19 protein-coding genes and 1 pseudogene are annotated in these 23,004 nt (G+C 50.8%); 14 read left to right on the top strand and 6 right to left on the bottom strand.

Annotated features, from left to right (window positions below; genetic code table 11):
• Positions 1-23 precede the first annotated feature (23 nt).
• From A31E_RS02565 to pmrB, 5 genes are all read left to right on the top strand, one after another.
• On the top strand, positions 24-785 hold the full coding sequence (locus A31E_RS02565; protein ID WP_001217088.1) for an AraC family transcriptional regulator: 762 nt from the start codon (positions 24-26) through the stop codon (positions 783-785).
• Between the two features lie 136 nt (positions 786-921).
• Positions 922-2,259, top strand: a complete 1,338-nt coding sequence (adiC, locus tag A31E_RS02570; protein WP_000093135.1) for an arginine/agmatine antiporter — start codon at positions 922-924, stop codon at positions 2,257-2,259.
• 103 nt (positions 2,260-2,362) lie between these two features.
• Positions 2,363-4,006 (top strand): phosphoethanolamine transferase EptA, encoded by a 1,644-nt coding sequence (eptA, locus tag A31E_RS02575; protein ID WP_001517598.1) that lies wholly within the window; start codon positions 2,363-2,365, stop codon positions 4,004-4,006.
• A complete protein-coding gene (gene basR / locus A31E_RS02580; protein WP_016249486.1) occupies positions 4,003-4,671 on the top strand; it encodes a two-component system response regulator BasR in 669 nt (222 codons plus the stop codon). The genes eptA and basR overlap by 4 nt, the downstream gene beginning before the upstream one ends.
• Positions 4,672-5,772 (top strand): two-component system sensor histidine kinase PmrB, encoded by a 1,101-nt coding sequence (pmrB, locus tag A31E_RS02585; RefSeq protein WP_001052120.1) that lies wholly within the window; start codon positions 4,672-4,674, stop codon positions 5,770-5,772.
• Here the strand turns inward: pmrB and pmrR are convergent.
• The 4 genes from pmrR to crfC form a co-directional block, all read right to left on the bottom strand.
• Positions 5,748-5,837 (bottom strand): LpxT activity modulator PmrR, encoded by a 90-nt coding sequence (gene pmrR / locus A31E_RS24885; protein WP_001517597.1) that lies wholly within the window; start codon positions 5,835-5,837, stop codon positions 5,748-5,750. The genes pmrB and pmrR overlap by 25 nt on opposite strands.
• A gap of 128 nt (positions 5,838-5,965) precedes the next feature.
• The gene (proP, locus tag A31E_RS02590) at positions 5,966-7,468 is read right to left on the bottom strand and encodes a glycine betaine/L-proline transporter ProP (protein ID WP_001517596.1); all 1,503 of its coding nucleotides are present in this window, start codon (positions 7,466-7,468) and stop codon (positions 5,966-5,968) included.
• 269 nt (positions 7,469-7,737) lie between these two features.
• Positions 7,738-8,610 carry a diguanylate cyclase regulator RdcB family protein gene (locus tag A31E_RS02595; RefSeq protein ID WP_016249485.1) on the bottom strand — a complete coding sequence of 291 codons (873 nt, stop codon included), beginning with the start codon at positions 8,608-8,610 and terminating at the stop codon, positions 7,738-7,740.
• The gene (gene crfC / locus A31E_RS02600) at positions 8,607-10,835 is read right to left on the bottom strand and encodes a clamp-binding protein CrfC (protein WP_001517594.1); all 2,229 of its coding nucleotides are present in this window, start codon (positions 10,833-10,835) and stop codon (positions 8,607-8,609) included. The genes A31E_RS02595 and crfC overlap by 4 nt, the downstream gene beginning before the upstream one ends.
• A 401-nt stretch (positions 10,836-11,236) precedes the next feature.
• On the opposite strand from crfC, the gene A31E_RS02605 reads away from it, so the two are divergent.
• From A31E_RS02605 to yjdN, 3 genes are all read left to right on the top strand, one after another.
• Positions 11,237-11,572 carry a zinc ribbon domain-containing protein YjdM gene (locus A31E_RS02605; RefSeq protein ID WP_000056775.1) on the top strand — a complete coding sequence of 112 codons (336 nt, stop codon included), beginning with the start codon at positions 11,237-11,239 and terminating at the stop codon, positions 11,570-11,572.
• A gap of 139 nt (positions 11,573-11,711) precedes the next feature.
• Entirely contained in the window at positions 11,712-11,888 is a 177-nt protein-coding gene (locus A31E_RS26815) for a hypothetical protein (RefSeq protein ID WP_157942462.1), read from the top strand.
• Positions 11,889-12,049: 161 nt separating this feature from the next.
• A complete protein-coding gene (gene yjdN / locus A31E_RS02610) occupies positions 12,050-12,493 on the top strand; it encodes a VOC family metalloprotein YjdN (protein WP_001131293.1) in 444 nt (147 codons plus the stop codon).
• Between the two features lie 160 nt (positions 12,494-12,653).
• On the opposite strand, the gene yjdP is transcribed toward yjdN, so the two are convergent.
• Complete coding sequence (gene yjdP, locus A31E_RS02615) at positions 12,654-12,983, bottom strand: DDRRRQL repeat protein YjdP (RefSeq protein ID WP_016249484.1); 330 nt, start codon at positions 12,981-12,983, stop codon at positions 12,654-12,656.
• A 68-nt stretch (positions 12,984-13,051) separates the two neighbouring features.
• Positions 13,052-13,318 (bottom strand): annotated as a pseudogene (rpiB, locus tag A31E_RS02620) (bifunctional allose-6-phosphate isomerase/ribose-5-phosphate isomerase RpiB); the annotation flags it as partial.
• A gap of 244 nt (positions 13,319-13,562) precedes the next feature.
• Here rpiB and yjcS point away from each other — a divergent pair.
• From yjcS to fdhF, 6 genes are all read left to right on the top strand, one after another.
• Positions 13,563-15,548 (top strand): alkyl sulfatase YjcS, encoded by a 1,986-nt coding sequence (gene yjcS / locus A31E_RS02625; protein WP_016249482.1) that lies wholly within the window; start codon positions 13,563-13,565, stop codon positions 15,546-15,548.
• Between the two features lie 208 nt (positions 15,549-15,756).
• Positions 15,757-16,032, top strand: coding sequence for a YtcA family lipoprotein (locus A31E_RS02630; protein WP_016249481.1), 276 nt, complete (start codon positions 15,757-15,759; stop codon positions 16,030-16,032).
• Positions 16,033-16,051: 19 nt separating this feature from the next.
• The gene (gene mdtN, locus A31E_RS02635; RefSeq protein WP_000446339.1) at positions 16,052-17,083 is read left to right on the top strand and encodes a multidrug efflux transporter periplasmic adaptor subunit MdtN; all 1,032 of its coding nucleotides are present in this window, start codon (positions 16,052-16,054) and stop codon (positions 17,081-17,083) included.
• Positions 17,083-19,134, top strand: a complete 2,052-nt coding sequence (gene mdtO, locus A31E_RS02640; protein WP_016249480.1) for a multidrug efflux transporter permease subunit MdtO — start codon at positions 17,083-17,085, stop codon at positions 19,132-19,134. Before mdtN ends, mdtO begins: the two co-directional genes overlap by 1 nt.
• Entirely contained in the window at positions 19,131-20,597 is a 1,467-nt protein-coding gene (gene mdtP / locus A31E_RS02645; protein WP_016249479.1) for a multidrug efflux transporter outer membrane subunit MdtP, read from the top strand. Before mdtO ends, mdtP begins: the two co-directional genes overlap by 4 nt.
• 197 nt (positions 20,598-20,794) lie before the next feature.
• Positions 20,795-22,942 carry a formate dehydrogenase subunit alpha gene (gene fdhF, locus A31E_RS02655; RefSeq protein WP_077627668.1) on the top strand — a complete coding sequence of 716 codons (2,148 nt, stop codon included), beginning with the start codon at positions 20,795-20,797 and terminating at the stop codon, positions 22,940-22,942.
• The last annotated feature ends 62 nt before the right edge of the window (positions 22,943-23,004 follow it).

Raw genomic sequence — 23,004 nt, 5'->3', positions numbered from 1 at the left:
CTTTGCATTTCAGGAGTACATGTATGAGGATTTGCAGCAACCAACCTTGTATAGTTTTATTAACTGAAAAAGATGTCTGGCTAAGAGTGAATGGGAAAGAACCTATAAGTTTGAAAGCTAACCATATAACGTTATTAAGTTGTGAAAACAATATTATCGACGTCTCCTCTCTGAATAACACTTTGGTTGCGTATATTAGCCTCGACATCATCAAAGATTATCTCCGTTTTCTGAATAAAGATCTCTCGAAAATACCGGTCTGGCAGCGTAGCGCCACGCCTTTTATTTCCCTGTCATGCCTGACACCAGAGGTGTTTCGCGTCGCAGCGCAACACAGCATAATGCCCGCTGAAACAGAGTCGGAAAAGGAACGAACACGTGCATTATTATTCACTGTACTATCTCGTTTTCTCGACAGTAAAAAATTCCTTTCACTGCTAATGCATATGTTACGTAATTGTGTTAGCGACAGCGTTTATCAAATCATTGAAAGCGATATCCATAAAGACTGGAATCTTAGTATGGTAGCCAGTTGTTTATGCCTTAGCCCAAGTTTGTTAAAGAAAAAGCTGAAAAGCGAAAACACCAGTTATAGCCAAATAATAACCACCTGCCGGATGCGTTATGCCGTAAATGAATTAATGATGGATGGTAAAAATATCTCACAGGTGTCACAGTCCTGTGGCTACAACAGTACGTCTTACTTTATTTCTGTATTTAAAGATTTCTATGGCATGACCCCACTCCATTATGTTAGCCAGCATAGAGAACGTTCTATCGCCTGATTTATAACCTTAACGAAGAGATATATTAATAACAGCATCAGCGATAAGCCAGCCGACGATAATTCAACGCGCGAATGCAGGCGTATGATATGACGTAATTTATTGTCACGAAGCTCGCCTTCGCAGGAGTTTTATTATGTCTTCGGATGCTGATGCTCACAAAGTGGGCTTAATCCCCGTCACCCTAATGGTGTCGGGGAATATTATGGGGTCAGGTGTTTTTCTGTTACCTGCAAATCTGGCCTCGACGGGGGGGATTGCTATATATGGTTGGCTGGTGACAATTATCGGCGCTTTGGCTTTATCGATGGTTTACGCCAAAATGTCGTTCCTCGATCCCAGCCCTGGCGGTTCATATGCCTACGCGCGCCGCTGTTTTGGTCCTTTCCTCGGGTATCAAACTAACGTTCTCTACTGGCTGGCCTGCTGGATCGGCAATATTGCTATGGTGGTCATTGGCGTCGGCTACCTGAGCTATTTCTTCCCGGTACTGAAAGATCCGCTGGTATTAACTATCACCTGTGTTGTGGTGCTGTGGATCTTCGTTCTGCTTAATATCGTCGGGCCGAAAATGATTACCCGCGTGCAGGCCATCGCCACTGTACTGGCGCTGATCCCCATCGTCGGGATTGCCGTATTCGGCTGGTTCTGGTTCCACGGAGAAACCTATATGGCGGCCTGGAACGTTAGCGGTCTGGGCACTTTCGGCGCAATTCAAAGCACCTTAAACGTAACGCTGTGGTCATTTATCGGGGTAGAAAGTGCTTCTGTTGCAGCGGGTGTAGTGAAAAACCCGAAACGCAACGTCCCTATTGCCACCATTGGTGGGGTACTGATTGCTGCCGTCTGCTATGTGCTCTCGACCACGGCAATTATGGGGATGATCCCGAATGCCGCACTGCGCGTTTCCGCCTCGCCATTCGGTGATGCTGCACGGATGGCGCTGGGTGATACCGCAGGAGCCATTGTCTCCTTCTGTGCGGCGGCTGGTTGCCTGGGTTCGCTCGGCGGCTGGACGTTACTGGCTGGACAAACGGCGAAAGCCGCTGCCGATGACGGTTTGTTCCCACCGATTTTTGCCCGCGTCAACAAAGCAGGCACACCGGTAGCCGGGTTGATTATCGTTGGTATCCTGATGACTATCTTCCAGTTCAGCAGCATCTCACCAAACGCAACCAAAGAGTTCGGTCTGGTCTCTTCCGTATCGGTTATCTTTACCCTGGTGCCTTATCTTTATACCTGTGCAGCTTTACTGCTTTTAGGCCACGGTCACTTTGGCAAAGCGCGTCCGGCGTATCTGGTCATCACAACTATCGCCTTCCTTTATTGCATCTGGGCGGTGGTTGGTTCTGGTGCACAAGAAGTCATGTGGTCATTTGTCACTCTGATGGTGATCACCGCTATGTACACGCTGAACTACAACCGGCTGCATAAAAACCCGTATCCTTTAGATCCACCCATTAGCAAAGATTAAGCCTCCTTAATCCAGCAAACATAAAAGCCAACCTTAAGAACTTAAGGTTGGCTTAACTTTGCTTTGCGAGCATATGCGCACTTTGTTCGATGGAAACACCGTGATGTTAAAGCGCCTTTTAAAAAGACCCTCTTTGAATTTACTCGCCTGGCTATTGCTGGCCTCTTTTTATATTGCTATCTGCCTGAACATTGCCTTTTTTAAACAGGTGTTACAGGCGTTACCGCTGGATTCGCTGCATAACGTGCTGGTTTTCTTGTCGATGCCAGTCGTCGCGTTCAGCGTGATTAATATTGTTCTGACACTAGGCTCTTTCTTATGGCTTAATCGACCACTAGCCTGTCTGTTTATTCTCGTTGGCGCATCTGCGCAATATTTCATCATGACTTATGGCATCGTCATCGACCGTTCGATGATTGCCAATATCATTGATACCACACCGGCGGAAAGTTATGCGTTGATGACGCCACGCATGTTACTAACGCTAGGGTTAAGCGGCGTACTTGCTGCGCTGATTGCCTGCTGGATAAAAATCAAACCTGCTGCCTCGCGCCTGCGCAGTGTTCTTTTCCGTGGAGCCAGTATCCTGATATCTGTACTGCTGATTGTGCTGGTTGCCGTGCTTTTTTATAAAGACTACGCCTCGCTGTTTCGCAACAACAAAGAGCTGGTGAAATCTTTAAGCCCCTCCAACAGCATTGTTGCCAGTTGGTCATGGTATTCCCACCAGCGACTGGCAAATCTGCCACTGGTACGCATTGGTGAGGACGCACACCGCAACCCGTTAATGCAAAAAGGAAACCGGAAAAACCTGACCATTTTGATCGTCGGGGAAACCTCGCGGGCGGAGAATTTCTCACTCAATGGCTACCCGCGTGAAACCAACCCGCGACTGGCGAAAGATAACGTGATCTATTTTCCTAATACTGCGTCTTGCGGCACAGCAACGGCTGTCTCCGTACCGTGCATGTTCTCAGATATGCCGCGCGAGCATTACAAAGAAGAGCTGGCACAACACCAGGAAGGCGTGCTGGATATCATTCAGCGGGCAGGCATCAACGTACTATGGAATGACAACGATGGCGGCTGCAAAGGCGCATGTGACCGCGTGCCTCATCAGAACGTCACTGCCCTGAACTTACCCGGTCAGTGCATCAACGGCGAATGCTATGACGAAGTGCTGTTCCACGGGCTGGAGGAGTACATCAATAATCTGCAAGGCGATGGGGTGATTGTCTTACACACCATCGGCAGCCACGGCCCGACCTATTACAACCGCTATCCACCGCAGTTCAGGAAATTTACTCCCACCTGCGACACCAACGAGATCCAGACCTGTTCCAAAGAGCAACTGGTCAATACTTACGACAATACGTTGCTCTACGTCGACTATATTGTTGATAAAGCGATTAATCTGCTGAAAGAACATCAGGATAAATTTACCACCAGCCTGATTTATCTTTCTGACCACGGTGAATCGTTAGGTGAAAATGGCATCTATCTACACGGCTTGCCTTATAGCATCGCCCCGGATAGCCAAAAGCAGGTTCCGATGCTGCTGTGGTTGTCGGAGGATTATCAAAAACGGTATCAGGTTGATCAAAGCTGCCTGCAAAAACAAGCACAAACGCAGCACTATTCACAGGACAATTTATTCTCAACCCTGTTGGGATTAACCGGCGTCGAGACGAAGTATTATCAAGCCGCGGATGATATTCTGCAGGCATGCAGGAGAACGACTGAATGAAAATTCTAATTGTTGAAGACGATACACTGTTATTGCAGGGATTGATTCTGGCGGCACAAACTGAAGGCTACGCGTGTGATGGCGTCACGACCGCGCGGATGGCGGAACAAAGCCTGGAAGCCGGTCATTACAGCCTGGTGGTGCTGGATTTAGGTTTACCCGACGAAGATGGACTGCATTTTCTCGCTCGTATCCGGCAGAAAAAATACACCCTGCCGGTACTGATCCTCACCGCCCGCGACACGCTTACCGACAAAATCGCCGGGCTGGATGTCGGTGCCGACGACTATCTGGTGAAGCCTTTCGCGCTGGAAGAGTTGCACGCCCGCATCCGCGCCCTGCTGCGACGCCATAATAATCAGGGCGAAAGCGAGCTGAAGGTTGGCAACCTGATGCTGAATATGGGTCGCCGTCAGGTATGGATGGGCGGTGAAGAGCTGATCCTGACACCAAAAGAATATGCCCTGCTGTCGCGCCTGATGCTCAAGGCGGGTAGTCCGGTGCATCGGGAAATTCTCTACAACGACATTTACAACTGGGACAACGAACCCTCAACGAATACCCTGGAAGTGCATATCCATAACTTGCGCGACAAAGTGGGCAAAGCCCGTATCCGCACCGTGCGCGGCTTTGGCTATATGCTGGTCGCTAATGAGGAAAACTAATTGAACCTGATGCGTTTTCTGCGTCGACCAATATCGCTGCGTCAACGGCTGATATTAACCATTGGGGCAATTCTGCTGGTGTTTGAGCTGATCAGCGTTTTCTGGCTATGGCATGAAAGCACCGAGCAGATTCAGCTATTTGAGCAGGCGCTGCGCGACAATCGCAACAACGATCGCCACATCATGCGTGAAATCCGTGAGGCGGTCGCCAGTCTGATTGTTCCTGGCGTGTTTATGGTCAGTCTGACGCTGTTTATCTGCTATCAGGCGGTACTTCGCATCACCCGCCCACTGGCGGAGCTGCAAAAAGAGCTGGAAGCGCGTACCGCCGACAACCTGACACCTATTGCTATTCACAGTGCCACCCTCGAAATCGAAGCGGTAGTTTCTGCATTGAACGATCTGGTCAGTCGCCTGACCAGCACGCTGGATAACGAACGGCTGTTTACCGCTGACGTCGCTCACGAACTACGAACGCCGCTGGCAGGGGTACGTTTGCATCTGGAGTTAATGGCGAAAACGCACAACATTGACGTAGCGCCGTTAGTCGCGCGGCTCGATCAGATGATGGCCAGCGTCTCCCAGTTGTTACAACTGGCGCGCGCCGGACAGTCATTCTCTTCGGGTAATTACCAGCATGTAAAGTTGCTGGATGATGTGATCCTGCCCTCCTATGACGAACTCAGCACCATGCTCGACCAGCGTCAGCAAACCTTGCTGTTGCCAGAAAGCGCCGCCGACATCACTGTCCAGGGCGACGCCACTCTACTACGCATGTTGTTGCGTAACCTGGTAGAAAACGCCCATCGCTATAGTCCCGAAGGCAGCAACATTATGATTAAACTGCAAGAAGATGGCGGTGCGGTAATGGCAGTTGAAGATGAAGGGCCTGGTATTGATGAGAGTAAATGCGGAGAGTTGAGCAAAGCGTTTGTACGGATGGACAGCCGTTATGGCGGAATTGGTCTGGGATTAAGTATTGTCAGCCGCATCACGCAGTTGCATCACGGGCAGTTTTTCCTGCAAAACCGGGAAGAGACTTCCGGCACGCGCGCCTGGATACGGCTGAAGAAAGATCAATACGTGGCAAACCAAATATAAAGAAAGCTGCTTACTACCAGCACGCTAAACACGGTAGTTAAACTTTCATAAATACGGTTTTTCATTGCACTCTCCTCCATTGAACTGGAGGAGAGTATGCACGCCAGAGATTAAGTGAACCTTAAGAGTCGGGTCAGACCGATTGGGGGCCTGATAAGACGCGACAGCGTCGCATCAGGTAATCCGTTTCAGGTTACTCATCAATTCGCGGATGTTGCTGTACCAGGCGAGTGCGTTTCGCCTGCAAATCGGCAATCTCGTGGTCAATATCTTCGATTTTTTGCTCGATATTATCGTAATGCTCAACGAGAATTTCCTTCGCTTCCTGCAAATCTGACGCCGCCGGTGTCGCGCCTTTCAACGGACGATTCGCCGTCTCTTTCATGGTCACGCCGGTAATCAAACCAATCACCGCCACTACCATCAGGTAATACGCTGGCATCATCAGATCCTGCGAACTTTCTACCAACCATGCCGCCAGCGTTGGCGTCAGACCGGCAATCAGCACCGAAATATTAAATGCCGCCGCCAGCGCGCTGTAACGGATATGCGTCGGGAACATCGCTGGCAGCGTTGAGGCCATAACGCCCGTAAAACAGTTGAGGATCACTGCCAGCATCAACAGTCCGGCAAAAATCAGACCGATGATATTACTGTTAATCAGAATAAACGCCGGGATCGCCAGTGCAAACAGCGCAACACTACCGAGGATCACAAACGGGCGACGGCCAAAACGGTCACTCAGCAGGCCCATTACCGGCTGCACAAACAACATCCCGATCATAATGGCGATAATAATCAGCACCCCGTGATCTTCGGAGTAATGCAGGTTATGCGACAAATAACTTGGCATATAGGTCAGCAGCATGTAGTAAGTCACGTTAGTGGCTATCACCAGACCAATACACGTCAACAGGCTGCGCCAGTGCTTCGTGGCAATCTCTTTAAACGAGATTTTCGGGCCATCCTGCAAACCTTCGCGGTCGCCCTGTTCCAGTTTCTCAACATGTTGCTGGAACGCTGGTGTCTCTTCTAAAGCATGACGTAGATAAAGTCCGATAATCCCTAACGGCAGAGCGATAAAGAACGGAATACGCCAGCCCCAGTCGAGGAAGTTCTCTTCACCGACGATGGTAGAAATTAACACCACCACACCCGCGCCCAGAACAAACCCGGCAATAGAACCGAAATCCAGCCAGCTACCCATAAAGCCACGTTTGCGGTCAGGAGAGTATTCCGCAACAAATATCGATGCTCCGGTATATTCGCCGCCGACCGAGAAACCTTGCGCCATCTTACAAATCAACAGCAGAACCGGTGCCCAAATACCAATCGAGGCATAGGACGGTATCAATCCAATACAGAATGTACTGATCGACATAATCACAATGGTGATAGCGAGGATCTTCTGGCGACCATATTTATCGCCCAACATACCAAAGAAGAGCCCGCCAAGCGGTCGAATCAGAAAGGGAACGGAGAAGGTGGCAAGTGCAGCAACCATCTGCACGCTGGGATCAGCCCCAGGGAAAAAGACTTTACCTAATGCGTAAGCAACAAAACCATAAACACCAAAATCAAACCATTCCATTGCATTACCCAGCGATGCTGCAGTAATGGCTTTTCGCAGTTTACCGTCATCAATAATAGTGACATCACGAAGGGTTATCGGTTTTACTTTTTTCCTTTTCAGCATAGCTTTCCTCGCAGAGTAAGCCCATTTCCGCACACGTCAGGCAAATCGACGTGGCGCCCGCAAAAGGGGAGCGGGAATTGCAGGGTGCAATCTCTGTAACAAGCGTAGCGGGTTTATTTACACGTTCTGATTAAGAACTGTACAACCAAACCTGTTGACGCCTGAATTGGGCAGTTAATGACCTTTTTACCCTACCAGCGTTTAAATTTGTGATCAACTTCACACATGGATTTCGTTTAACACTCATTGGTGTAACCGATTATTTACACTTAATTTACAGTGAAGATTTCCTCTACCATCGCCCCCGCCAGACGCTGTGCTGAGCAGAGCCGTGGCATCCCCAGCGCGACAGTTTGCCAGCGTTGGGTTACTGACCAGCAAACGGGCTGTTTATCGGCATCGGACCACTTGCCCAGCCAGCTTAAAAAGTCAGCATAATCTCCGCCAGTCGGGGTAGTGGGAGAGGTAAACCACTGAGGGTAATAATGACGAGTAGTCGGTGCTGCGTTGATACTTTCGGCCAGATATTGCGTCGCTTTCACGCGCAAATCGTCAAGCAACAACACCGCCGCTTGCGGGCTTCCCAGACGGCAGGCATCACCAAACGCCCCCCAGCGCAACTCTTCCAGAACAATGAAACAACGCCCAGGCAACGACCAGGCGTTATACGCACCAGCACGCCAGCGGGTAAAAACTTGCGCGCTCTGCTCGCCCGCCTGCACCAGTAATCCTCGTTGCATTAACGCTTTTTCCTTCCAGCAACAACGGCTGGAAAACCACCCATACAACGCGGCAATTTGCTGCGGAAGTTTCGGGAAAGCAGATTGTGGGCGGTGATCCATTTTTTGCAAAAGTGCCAGATGTTGCGCGACCTGCGTCAGCGCCAGATGAGCGGGATCAAGCATCGCCGCCAGTTTTTCCACCAATGTCAGGCGCAGGCTAAGCGGCGCATTTAACATTCCTGCGTTCGCCCACGTCTGAAGCTGTGTGCGAGCAAGGATCTCCAGCATCAGCCGTTCGCGAAACTGCTGCTGATGGGCTTGTGGATAGCGGGCGTCATTGCCCTGCGCCAGATCCACTAAAAAGCGGGGATAAACCGACTCCAGCACGCGACCGGGGCCGTCCAGTAACGTCTTAGTCAATATCGTTCTGCCGTGAAAAGTGTTTGAATATCATCGCGTAACAACTGAGAGTCCGTATAAATCCAGCCGTGAGTCATCACAGTCTGCTGCAATTGCTGCTGCATCATCTTAACTACAGATTCATTTTGTTGACGCAGAGCCAGGCTTTCGCGTAAACGCGTCTGTAATTCCGTCAAGCATAAAGCGAAATCAGCAAAAAAAGTGCTCATGTCTGCCGTGACAGAATCATCGACCTGAACCGCCAAAGCTTTAGCCATTTGTTGGCAATAAAGGTCGACTTCCGCGGTTAACATTCGTTGTAGCGCGCTGTAATCAATAGCCTCCGGCGGAGATTTCTCACTACTCCGCCCCCAGTCGGGCTGATTCAGCCAGCGCGAGAAAGTCTCACGCACAATGCCAAAACGGGTGATCTGCTCATCCGTTTTTTCCTGGCGAGATATTGCATTGCTGAACAACTGACGAGTATTGAAGTGGGGAGCTGCGCTGTGAAAAGCAGGAAAATGAAATCCAGGACGAAACCCGGACTCACTCAATTCCGTTTTAACCCGTTGCTCAATGGGACGAATAACATCGGTTAACACCCGGCAAAGGGTTGATTCCAGTTCAGTAAAACGCAGCGTGAAGTCACGGCTGATTTTGGTTTGTGCCGTCTGTAACAACGTCTCGCAGCGGGTGCGGATCTCACTTAACGGCCACGAATCATGTTGAAACAGCGCAGCTAACTGGGCATTCACCTCATTTTGCTGCTGACACAGAAAGTCGGTGGCTGACGTCAGGGCCACCTTGATTTCATGTTTAATCTCGCCACTCACCTGTACCTGATTGAGCTGCAATAGCTGCATATTTTCTTCAACCTGGCGGATATTTTGCCGCAATTGTTCGCAGGCGACGTTCAGCCCGTGTGCGCGAAAATCCAGATATTCCCGCGCCTGCAGGGCGTAATTCAACAACTTATGCGATGCAGATCGCAGAGCATATAACGACGCGTTAGCGTAGGCGGCATGGAGTAACGCCTGAACCGGTTGGGCGAATAGCGAATCGTCCCACAGTTGATCGGCAGCATGACGAATATGGTCGATATCCGCCAGATCGGCGTTACACCAGCGCCTGCCCAGCGCCGCATGGGCAAAATCCTCCACCCAGCGTTGTTGCTCCGGTGCTGGTAATTTACCGTTGTTGACTAACTCATGGCGTGCCCGATTCGCCAGATAGCCCCACATCGACGACACCGGAAATATCTGCCCAGGCGTAACGCAACCTTTCATCAGCGTCCCGGAAATCAGCGCCCTCACCTGTTCGGCATCGTCACTGTTCCGATCCTGCTGATCGAACTTATTGACCAGTACATACAGCGGTACTGATTTCCCCACCGCTAAAACCGCCTCACGAACCTCCTCATCGGAGATTGACTTCAGTTGCGTATAATCCAGTACCGCCAGCACTGCGGAGGCGCGCGCCAGTTGCTCGTTAAGCATTTCTTGCAGATGCGGTTGCCCGGCTTCATTTGGCCCGGGAGTATCCAGTAACGTTAACTGCCCGGGATAACTCTCCAGCCCCGCCAGATGGACAAACTCCACTTCAATCACTGGAATATGCTCAATGGCGGCATAAGCAGAAAAGGGAAAATCGACGTCCAGCGCCTTCGCCAGACGCACCAAATCATTCAAACTTTTCAGGCAATGAAAAATAGGCTGGGCACCAAGATAATATTTTTCGAAAGCGATGCCATTTTCGATCCGCTGCATAAGTGCGCGCATATCTTTATCTATTTCCAGCAGATCGGTCAGATGTTTAATATCGAAATCACGCAAGCGCTGTTGTAATTGTTGGATTAAACGGTCGATTGGCGCGACATGCGAAAAATGCAACACCGGTTCTTTTTGCCCCGGAGCATGGCGAATAAGCGTCGGTAGCGCAGTCATAGGACGGTTGCGATTAGGAAGAACTTCAGTGCCAACAATAGCGTTAATGGTGGTTGATTTCCCTGCTTTCATGGTGCCAACAATCGCCAGCACCATTTCCAGACGGGAGATTTTACGCAGCTCATTACTCAACATGGCATGACGCTCGTCGATATTATGCTGCCCCCAGGGCAAAGTCAGTGGTGGTGTATCTTCTCCGGGTACAGAGAGAGGCATTTTTTCCAGTAACTGCAACTGTTGTCGGGAAAGCTGTAACAGGCGTTCAGCCTCCTGACTTAACTCATATATTGTCTGTGTGTACATGGAAAATTCTTCCTTAAAGCAAATTTTATTACTTTTATTTAGCCAGATTGTTTTTTAGTTCTGCTTTCGGATTTTATAATTACAGCAGTAAATAACTCTTATAATTAATATAGTCTTTTTATCCGAATGAATAAGCCTCTTCCGATACATTTAAAATGTCAGAAAGATAGAAATAATAATTGAATTAAAAAAAGAACAAGAAGAGAGTTAACCTTAACTTAAATAATAAATGGAGGCAAAAAGATTATTTTCTTTTTGCGTTGTCTTTCAAATGAAAACGTTTGTCGTCTAAAATCAGCAGTACCCCCGACAAACTCAGGGATTTTGTGTATAATTGCGGCCTTTTTCGGCAATCTGCCGTTTTTTGGCGCTTTTGCCCTGCTGACTTTGAGGAAATCCACATGTCATTACCAAACTGCCCGAAATGCAACTCCGAATACACTTACGAAGATAACGGCATGTACATCTGCCCGGAATGCGCCTACGAATGGAACGACGCTGAACCTGCACAGGAAAGCGACGAGCTGATCGTTAAAGATGCTAACGGCAACCTGCTGGCTGACGGCGACAGCGTTACCATCATTAAAGACCTGAAGGTAAAAGGTAGCTCTTCGATGCTGAAGATCGGCACCAAAGTGAAAAACATCCGCCTGGTTGAAGGTGACCATAACATCGATTGCAAAATCGATGGTTTTGGCCCGATGAAACTGAAATCTGAGTTTGTGAAAAAGAACTGATTTCGATTGCCGGGTGCGAAGCATCCGGCAACGGTGCCAATGCCTGATGCGACGCTTGCACATCGTATCAGGCCGGGGAATTCCCGCGCTATCCGTAGGCCGGATAAGGCGTTTACACCGCATCCGGCAATGGTGCCAAATGCCTGATGCGACGCTTGCCGCGTCTTATCAGGCCTACAAATTCCCACACCATCCGGCAACGGTGCCAATGCCTGATGCGACGCTTGCACATCGTATCAGGCCGGGGAATTCCCGCGCTATCCGTAGGCCGGATAAGGCGTTTACGCCGCATCCGGCAATGGTGCCAAATGCCTGATGCGACGCTCGCCGCATCTTATCAGGCCTACAAATTCCCACACCATCCGGCAACTATGCCAATGCCTGATGCGACGCTTACCGCGTCTTATCAGGCCTACTCTTCATCTGTACAAAATTCAAACTACACTTAACTGACTTCTCTTCACTGAGGTCACCATCATGCCGTTAAGTCCCTACATCTCTTTTGCCGGTAACTGTGCCGACGCAATAGCCTATTATCAACGCACGTTGGACGCGGAACTGCTGTATAAAATCAGCTTCGGAGAAATGCCGAAACCCGCACAGGAAAGCGCCGAAGGCTGCCCATCAGGAATGCAATTCCCCGATACTGCCATCGCCCATGCTAACGTGCGCATTGCCGGTAGCGATATCATGATGAGCGATGCCATACCGTCAGGAAAAGCCAGCTACTCCGGCTTTACGCTGGTGCTCGATTCGCAACAGGTCGAAGAAGGGAAACGCTGGTTTGACAACCTTGCCGCCAATGGAAAAATCGAAATGGACTGGCAGGAAACCTTCTGGGCGCATGGCTTCGGCAAAGTCACCGATAAATATGGAGTGCCGTGGATGATTAATGTTGTTAAACAACAGCCCACAAAATAAGCCCCACCGGGAGGCTCGTCCTCCCGCGATGTGAGCAGACGTTATTGTCACAAGTGACTTTGTTATACACAGAGTCGAGGAGTGAGTTACGCTTCTGAAGGCGATCGTTGCGGATAAACTGGAACCGGGGTTAACCAGCAATCAGGCAAAAACGATCCGACTAACGCCCATATTCATCTTCCATTCTCCGTTCTTCATCTTCCAGTTGCCGACGCTCCTGATCAAGCTGGCGCTGGCGATCATCCAGTTGCCTGCGGCGATCTTCAAACTGGCGGTGGCGATCATCATATTGTCTGCGACGATCGTCGCTCACTTCACGCTGCCAACCGTCATCACGCGAATCTTCATAATCGCGTCCACGGTCAGGCTTATAAGCGTCGTTAATCGCCTGCTGAATATTGCCAATGGTGTCATCGATAATATCGGCATGAGCCGGAACAGCGGTCAGCGTGAGCAGGGTAAATAAAAATAACAGCGGATAGCGTTTCATTAACTAACCTCAGAAAGAGACTCTATCCACATTAGTCATTACTCATCCATGCAAACAGTGGATGAATCTCAATTCCTCCGCTGCTCTATTGCCATAATCGCCTCCACACGCTGTTGATGACGACCGCCTTCGTACTGCGCCCCCAGCCATGCATCCACAATCATTTTCGCCAGTTCGAGGCCAACCACTCGTGAACCAAAAGCCAGCACGTTGGTGTCGTTATGTTGCCGCGAGAGTTGCGCGGAATAAGGTTCGCTACAGACGACCGCACGAACTCCGGCAAACTTGTTCGCCGCTATCGAAATGCCGACACCTGTACCACAAATCAAAATCCCGCTATGCTAACGATATTACCGTTAATATATATAATTAAAGAATAAACCGTTTCGTATTATTTATAGAAAAAATAAAACTATCGCTGTCTTCCTTCTTCAGCACTAATGCCTAATAAAATAGCGTGTTCTGCTCACACTTACTCTTATTAAAGTCGAAGCTTCCCAATTATGATAACGCCAGTTTCAAATGACGTATTTTGTATGGGTCATATATTTACGACACAAATGATAAATGGAGATTTATATGAATAACTCACGGTTATTCCGTTTGAGCAGGATTGTTATTGCATTAACCGCCGCCAGCGGCATGATGGTAAATACCGCTTACGCGAAGGAAGAAGCTCAGGCTGCCAGCCAATATACTCAGCAAATTAACCAGAACTACGCCAAATCATTGCCGTTTAGCGATCGTCAGGATTTTGACGATGCCCAGCGTGGATTTATCGCCCCGCTACTGGATGAAGGTATTCTGCGTGATGCTAACGGAAAAGTTTATTATCGGGCAGATGATTACAAATTTGATATTAATGCCGCCGCACCGGAAACCGTAAATCCCAGTCTGTGGCGTCAGTCGCAGATCAACGGCATTTCTGGCCTGTTTAAAGTCACCGATAAAATGTATCAAGTGCGCGGTCAGGACATCTCTAACATTACGTTCGTTGAAGGCGAGAAAGGGATTATTGTTATCGACCCACTGGTGACGCCGCCAGCCGCGAAAGCCGCACTTGACCTTTACTTCCAGCATCGTCCGCAAAAACCAATTGTTGCCGTTATCTACACCCACAGCCACGCCGACCATTATGGCGGAGTGAAAGGCATTATCACTGAAGCTGATGTTAAATCAGGGAAAGTTCAGGTAATCGCTCCGGCAGGCTTTATGGACGAAGCTATCAGCGAAAACGTGCTGGCGGGTAACATCATGAGCCGCCGAGCCCTTTACTCTTACGGCCTGTTACTGCCGCACAACGCACAGGGCAACGTGGGTAATGGCCTCGGTGTCACGCTGGCGACCGGCGACCCGAGCATTATTGCGCCAACCAAAACAATTGTCAGAACTGGCGAGAAGATGATTATCGATGGTCTGGAGTTTGACTTCCTGATGACCCCAGGCAGCGAAGCACCCGCGGAAATGCATTTCTATATTCCGGCCCTGAAAGCGCTGTGCACCGCCGAGAACGCCACTCACACCCTGCACAACTTCTACACCCTGCGCGGCGCGAAAACCCGCGACACCAGCAAGTGGACCGAGTACCTGAACGAAACGCTGGATATGTGGGGTAACGAAGCGGAAGTACTGTTTATGCCACACACCTGGCCAGTCTGGGGCAATAAGCATATCAATGATTATATTGGTAAATATCGCGATACCATCAAGTACATTCACGATCAGACCCTGCACCTGGCAAACCAGGGCTACACCATGAATGAAATCGGAGACATGATTAAGTTGCCGCCAGCACTTGCCAACAACTGGGCCAGCCGCGGCTACTATGGCTCTGTTAGCCATAACGCCCGCGCGGTGTATAACTTCTATCTTGGCTACTACGATGGCAATCCGGCTAACCTGCATCCATATGGTCAGGTGGAGATGGGCAAGCGTTATGTACAGGCGCTGGGCGGTTCCGCGCGCGTGATCAACCTGGCACAGGAAGCGAATAAGCAAGGGGATTACCGCTGGTCGGCAGAATTACTGAAACAGGTGATTGCCGCCAATCCGGGTGACCAGGTAGCGAAAAATCTGCAAGCCAAAAACTTTGAACAGCTTGGTTATCAGGCCGAGTCCGCCACCTGGCGCGGTTTCTACCTGACTGGTGCGAAAGAGCTGCGCGAAGGAGTACATAAGTTCAGCCACGGCACCACCGGTTCCCCGGACACCATTCGCGGGATGTCAGTCGAAATGCTGTTCGACTTTATGTCCGTGCGCCTCGATAGCGAAAAAGCCGCTGGCAAAAATATCAGCCTGAACTTCAATATGAGTAACGGCGATAACCTCAACCTGACGCTGAACGATAGCGTGCTTAACTACCGTAAAACGCTGCAGCCTGAAGCCAACGCCGCTTTCTACATCAGCCGTGAAGATCTGCACGCGGTGCTGACCGGACAGGCGAAAATGGCAGAGCTGGTAAAAGCGAAGAAAGCCAAAATTATTGGCAATGGTGTGAAACTGGAAGAAATTATTGCCTGTCTGGATAATTTTGATTTGTGGGTGAATATCGTTACCCCAAATTAATTCCACTCACTTTCGGGGGCAATTAAGCTCCCGAAAGCATTTATATCAAAAATATAAATCATTAACTAATACATAAAATAAATAAGTTATGAATGCGGTGGCTGAATAAAGCTATTTTTATTCCACAAGAAAATAGCCATACTGACGCCTTCAATGGATATTGACATTCACTACAGATATTGTTCGCAGCAGACAGGATGTATTTATTATGCCAACAGTTTTCTCTCGCATGGTGATGCAACTCAAAAAAGCAACCTGGATAATTCCCGTCTTCATGGTTTCGGGATGCTCATTATCTCCGGCGATCCCGGTAATCGGCGCTTATTATCCCGGCTGGTTTTTCTGCGTTATTGCCAGCCTTATTGTGACTCTCATCACAAGGCGAATTATTCAGCGGGCAAATATCAATCTGGCATTTGTCGGAATTATTTATACCGCCCTTTTTGCTCTCTACGCCATGCTGTTCTGGCTGGCATTTTTCTAATCTATTTTGAGATGCGCTCATGGAAAGTACGCCGAAAAAAGCTCCTCGCAGTAAATTCCCTGCCCTGCTGGTGGTTGCGCTGGCACTGGTTGCCGCTGTTTTTGTTATCTGGCGCGTCGACAGTGCGCCATCAACTAACGACGCTTACGCGTCAGCCGATACCATTGATGTAGTACCGGAAGTCAGCGGTCGCATTGTAGAACTGGCAGTCACCGACAACCAGGCAGTTAAACAAGGTGATTTACTGTTTCGCATCGACCCGCGCCCGTACGAAGCTAATCTGGCGAAAGCCGAAGCTTCCCTCGCCGCGCTGGATAAGCAAATTATGCTCACTCAGCGTAGCGTTAATGCCCAACAGTTCGGTGCTGACTCGGTTAACGCCACGGTAGAAAAAGCTCGCGCCGCTGCCAAACAGGCCAACGATACATTACGCCGTACCGAGCCGCTACTGAAGGAAGGTTTTGTCTCTGCGGAAGATGTAGACCGCGCGAGAACCGCACAGCGTGCGGCAGAAGCCGATCTTAATGCTGTATTGTTGCAGGCACAGTCAGCCGCCAGCGCCGTTAGCGGCGTCGATGCACTGGTCGCGCAACGCGCGGCGGTCGAAGCGGATATTGCCCTGACCAAACTGCATCTGGAAATGGCCACCGTTCGCGCACCGTTCGATGGTCGGGTGATTTCCCTCAAAACCTCGGTTGGGCAATTTGCCTCCGCGATGCATCCTATTTTCACGCTAATCGACACCCGTCACTGGTACGTGATCGCCAACTTCCGCGAAACCGATCTGAAAAACATTCATGCCGGTACGCCTGCGACAATTCGCCTGATGAGCGACAGCGGCAAAACCTTCGAAGGTAAAGTAGATTCCATTGGCTACGGTGTGTTGCCGGATGATGGTGGTCTGGTGCTTGGCGGTCTGCCGAAAGTGTCTCGTTCTATTAACTGGGTCCGCGTTGCCCAGCGTTTTCCGGTCAAAATCATGGTCGATAAACCTGACCCGGAAATGTTCCGTATCGGCGCATCGGCAGTCGCTAATCTTGAGCCGCAATAATGAGCGCCCTCAACTCCCTGCCATTACCGGTGGTCAGGCTGCTGGCGTTCTTTCATGAAGAGCTAAGCGAGCAACGGCCAGGTCGCGTGCCGCAGACCGTGCAGCTCTGGGTAGGCTGCCTGCTGGTAGTGCTAATCTCGATGACCTTCGAGATCCCCTTCGTGGCGTTATCACTGGCAGTGCTGTTTTACGGTATTCAGTCGAACGCGTTTTACACCAAATTTGTGGCGTTCCTGTTTGTGGTCGCCACAGTGCTGGAGATCGGCAGCCTGTTTTTGATCTACAAATGGTCTTACAGCGAACCGTTGATCAGACTGATCATCGCCGGGCCGATCCTGATGGGCTGTATGTTTTTGATGCGCACCCATCGGCTGGGGCTGGTCTTTTTTGCCGTCGCTATCGTCGCCATTTACGGGCAAACCTTCCCCGCCATGCTCGATTATCCGGAAGTCGTCGTGCGCTTAACGCTGTGGTGTATTGTTGTCGGCCTCTACCCGACGTTATTGATGACGTTAATCGGCGTGTTGTGGTTTCCCAGCCGCGCCATCACGCAAATGCATCAGGCAATTAATGACCGACTTGATGAAGCGGTAAGCCACATGACAGAAAGCCTCACGCCACTACCTGAAACGCGGATTGAAAGAGAGGCGCTGGCGCTGCAAAAACTCAGTGTCTTTTGCCTCGCGGATGACGCCGACTGGCGAACCCATAGCGCATGGTGGCAAAGCTGCGTGGCAACGGTAACCTACATTTACTCGACGCTGAATCGCTACGATCCCACCGCGTTTGCTGACTCGCTGGCAATCATTGAGTTCCGGCAAAAACTAGCCCTGGAAATCAACAAACTGCAACATGCTATTGCACAAGGTCAATGCTGGAAAAGCAACTGGCGGCTAAGTGAAGAGGAAGCAATGGCGGCGCGGGAATGTAACCTGGAGAATATCTGCCAGACGCTGTTACAGCTTGGTCAGATGGACCCGCATACGCCGCCGACACCCGCCGCCAAACCACCTTCATTTGTACCCGATGCCTTTACCAATCCGGACTATATGCGCTATGCAGTGAAAACGCTGCTGGCCTGTTTAATCTGTTACACCTTCTATAGCGGCGTGGACTGGGAAGGCATTCACACCTGTATGTTGACCTGCGTGATCGTCGCTAACCCAAATGTTGGTTCATCGTACCAGAAGATGGCGTTGCGTTTTGGCGGGGCTTTTTGTGGGGCAATTCTGGCGCTGCTAATGACCATTTTAGTCATCCCCTGGCTGGACAATATTGTCGAATTGCTGTTTGTGCTGGCACCGATTTTCCTGTTGGGGGCGTGGGTTGCCACCAGCTCTGAACGTTCTTCTTATATCGGAACGCAGATGGTGGTGACCTTCGCGCTCGCCACACTCGAAAACGTTTTTGGTCCGGTGTATGACCTGGTGGAAATACGCGATCGCGCCATCGGTATTCTTATCGGCACTGCGGTATCGGCAGTGATTTACACCTTTGTCTGGCCTGAAAGCGAAGCGCGCACACTACCGCAAAAACTGGCTGGCGCGCTGGGTATGTTAAGCAAACTGATGCGTATTCCTCGCCAGCAGGAAGCTACAACGCTGCGTACCTATATACAAATTCGTATTGGTCTGCATGCAGCGATTAATGCCTGTGAAGAGATGTGTCAACGTGTGGCGCTGGAGCGTCAACTAGATAACTCAGAGCGTGCTTTGTTGGTTGAACGTTCGCAAACAGTGATTCGCCAGAGCCGTGACCTTCTTCACGCCTGGGACGCTACCTGGAACTCGGCGCAGGCACTGGATCACGCGCTCCAGCCGGACAGGGCAAGCCAGTTTGCTGAGGCGCTGGAGAAATACTCCACGGGTCTGGCAACCACAATCAGCCATTCGCCAGTGATAGCGCTTGAAGAGACACCTGCCTCGCAGGCCATCCTGCCCACCTTATTAAAACAGGAGCAACACGTCTGTCAGCTCATCGCCCACTTGCCAGACTGGACTGCCCCGGCATTAACGCCCGCCACGGAACAGGCACAAGGAGCCACTCAATGATCAATCGTCAACTTTCACGCTTGTTGTTGTGCAGCATTCTCGGCAGCGCGACGCTGATTTCCGGTTGTGCGTTGGTGCGTAAGGATTCAGCCCCTCATCAACAACTTGAACCAGAGCAAATCAAACTTGCCGATGATATCCATCTGGCCAGTTCCGGTTGGCCACAAGCACAGTGGTGGAAACAGTTTCATGATCCACAACTGGATGCGCTGATCCAACGGACGTTAAGCGGTTCGCACACCCTCGCTGAAGCGAAATTGCGGGAGGAAAAAACGCAGTCGCAAGCTGATTTGTTAGATGCCGGTTCACAATTACAGGTTGCGGCGTTAGGGATGCTTAACCGCCAGCGCGTTTCGGCAAACGGCTTTTTAAGCCCTTATGCGATGGATGCGCCCGCACTGGGAATGGACGGGCCGTACTATACCGAAGCTACAGTAGGTTTGTTTGCTGGACTGGATCTCGATTTGTGGGGTGTGCATCGCTCAGCGCTTGCTGCCGCCATTGGCGCGCATAACGCGGCTCTGGCAGAAACCGCAGCGGTGGAGTTATCGCTGACCACTGGCGTGGCGCAGCTTTATTACAGTATGCAGGCCAGCTACCAGATGCTCGATCTGTTAGAACAAACCCGCAGTGTGATTGATTACGCGGTGAGAGCGCACCAGAGTAAAGTGACGCATGGTCTGGAAGCGCAAGTGCCTTTCCACGGCGCGCGGGCACAGATTCTGGCGGTCGATAAACAAATTGCTGCCGTCAAAGGGCAAATCACCGAAACGCGAGAATCCCTGCGCGCATTGATTGGCGCGGGAGCCAGCGATATGCCAGAGATCAAACCGGTGGCGTTACCGCAAGTACAGACTGGCATTCCGGCGACGCTCTCTTATGAGTTGCTCGCCAGACGTCCGGATCTGCAAGCCATGCGCTGGTATGTTCAGGCGTCATTAAATCAGGTGGATTCCGCACGGGCGCTGTTCTACCCGAGCTTTGATATCAAAGCGTTTTTCGGACTGGATTCCATTCACCTGGACACCTTGTTCAAAAAAACCAGCCGCCAGTTCAACTTCATACCAGGTCTGAAATTGCCGCTGTTTGACGGTGGACGCCTGAATGCCAATCTCGAAGGCACGCGCGCCGCCAGCAACATAATGATTGAACGTTACAACCAGTCAGTACTGAACGCGGTGCGCGACGTTGCAGTCAATGGCACGCGTTTGCAAACGCTGAATGAAGAACGGGAGATGCAGGCAGAACGCGTAGAAGCGACTCGCTTCACCCAGCGCGCCGCCGACGCCGCCTACAGACGTGGATTAACCAGCCGTTTACAGGCAACCGAAGCCCAGTTGCCGGTACTTGCCGAAGAAATGTCCTTACTCATGCTGGATAGTCGCCGCGTGATTCAAAGTATTCAGTTGATGAAATCGCTGGGCGGCGGGTATCAGGCTGCCCCGATCGTTGAGAAGAAATAAAACAGACGTCGCGTGATGGCTGTCACGCGGCATATCGTTTCGTCACGTCAAAACTGACGACAGCCTGTTTTTCGTCAGAGTTTTGAACAAAAAGCGCCCGTAATATCAGGGAATGTCCCCAAATAAAAGGTGGCATAAAAGATGCATACTGTAGTCGAGAGCGCGTATGCGTGATTTGATTAACTGGAGCGAGACCGATGAAAAAAGTCGTCACGGTTTGCCCATATTGCGCATCAGGTTGCAAAATCAACCTGGTCGTCGATAACGGCAAAATCGTCCGGGCGGAGGCAGCGCAGGGGAAAACCAACCAGGGTACTCTGTGTCTGAAGGGTTATTATGGCTGGGATTTCATTAACGATACCCAGATCCTGACCCCGCGCCTGAAAACCCCCATGATCCGTCGCCAGCGTGGCGGCAAACTCGAACCTGTTTCCTGGGATGAGGCACTAAATTACGTTGCCGAGCGCCTGAGCGCCATCAAAGAGAAGTACGGTCCGGATGCCATCCAGACGACCGGCTCCTCGCGCGGTACGGGTAACGAAACCAACTATGTAATGCAAAAATTTGCGCGCGCCGTTATTGGTACTAATAACGTTGACTGCTGCGCTCGCGTCTGACACGGCCCATCGGTTGCAGGTCTGCACCAATCGGTCGGTAACGGCGCAATGAGCAATGCCATTAACGAAATTGATAATACCGATTTAGTGTTCGTCTTTGGGTATAACCCAGCGGATTCCCACCCGATCGTAGCGAATCACGTGATTAACGCTAAACGTAACGGGGCGAAAATTATCGTCTGCGATCCGCGCAAAATTGAAACTGCGCGCATTGCTGACATGCACATCGCACTGAAAAACGGCTCGAACATCGCGCTGTTAAATGCGATGGGCCATGTCATTATTGAAGAAAATCTGTACGACAAAGCGTTCGTCGCTTCCCGTACGGAAGGCTTTGAAGAGTATCGTAAAATCGTTGAAGGCTACACGCCGGAATCGGTTGAAGATATCACCGGCGTCAGTGCCAGTGAGATTCGTCAGGCGGCGCGGATGTATGCCCAGGCGGAAAGCGCATCCATTCTGTGGGGCATGGGTGTTACCCAGTTCTATCAGGGCGTGGAAACCGTGCGTTCTCTGACCAGCCTCGCAATGCTGACTGGTAACCTCGGTAAGCCGCATGCGGGCGTTAACCCGGTTCGTGGTCAGAACAACGTGCAGGGTGCCTGCGATATGGGCGCACTGCCAGATACGTATCCTGGCTATCAGTACGTGAAAGATCCGGCTAACCGCGAGAAATTCGCCAAAGCCTGGGGTGTAGAAAGTCTGCCAGCCCATACCGGTTACCGCATCAGCGAGTTACCGCACCGCGCAGCGCATGGCGAAGTCCGTGCGGCGTACATTATGGGCGAAGATCCGCTGCAAACTGACGCGGAACTGTCGGCAGTACGTAAAGCCTTTGAAGATCTGGAACTGGTCATCGTCCAGGACATCTTTATGACCAAAACTGCGTCAGCGGCGGATGTCATTTTACCGTCAACCTCGTGGGGCGAACATGAAGGTGTCTATACTGCGGCTGACCGTGGTTTCCAGCGTTTCTTCAAGGCGGTTGAACCGAAGTGGGATCTGAAAACGGACTGGCAAATCATCAGTGAAATTGCCACCCGTATGGGTTATCCGATGCACTACAACAATACCCAGGAGATCTGGGATGAGTTGCGTCATCTGTGCCCGGATTTCTACGGTGCGACTTACGAGAAAATGGGCGAACTGGGCTTCATTCAGTGGCCTTGCCGCGATACTTCAGATGCCGATCAGGGGACTTCTTATCTGTTTAAAGAGAAGTTTGATACCCCGAACGGCCTGGCGCAGTTCTTCACCTGCGACTGGGTAGCGCCAATCGACAAACTCACCGACGAGTATCCAATGGTACTGTCAACGGTGCGTGAAGTTGGGCACTACTCCTGTCGTTCGATGACCGGTAACTGTGCGGCACTGGCAGCTCTGGCTGATGAACCTGGCTACGCACAAATCAATACCGAAGACGCAAAACGTCTGGGTATTGAAGATGAGGCACTAGTTTGGGTGCACTCGCGTAAAGGCAAAATTATCACCCGCGCGCAGGTCAGCGATCGTCCGAACAAAGGGGCGATTTACATGACCTACCAGTGGTGGATTGGTGCCTGTAACGAGCTGGTTACCGAAAACTTAAGCCCGATTACCAAAACGCCGGAGTACAAATACTGCGCCGTGCGCGTCGAGCCGATTTCCGATCAGCGCGCCGCCGAGCAGTACGTGATTGACGAGTACAACAAGTTGAAAACTCGCCTGCGCGAAGCGGCGCTGGCGTAATACCGCTTTAACTCACGTTAAAGGCGACGGTATTACCCAACGCCTTTGTATCAATCCGGGAA

This window comes from Escherichia sp. KTE159, from assembly GCF_000408805.1.
GTDB classification, from domain to species: domain Bacteria; phylum Pseudomonadota; class Gammaproteobacteria; order Enterobacterales; family Enterobacteriaceae; genus Escherichia; species Escherichia marmotae.
Note: the sequence above shows the minus strand (reverse complement) of the source record. Positions and strands in the feature narration are given on the sequence as shown.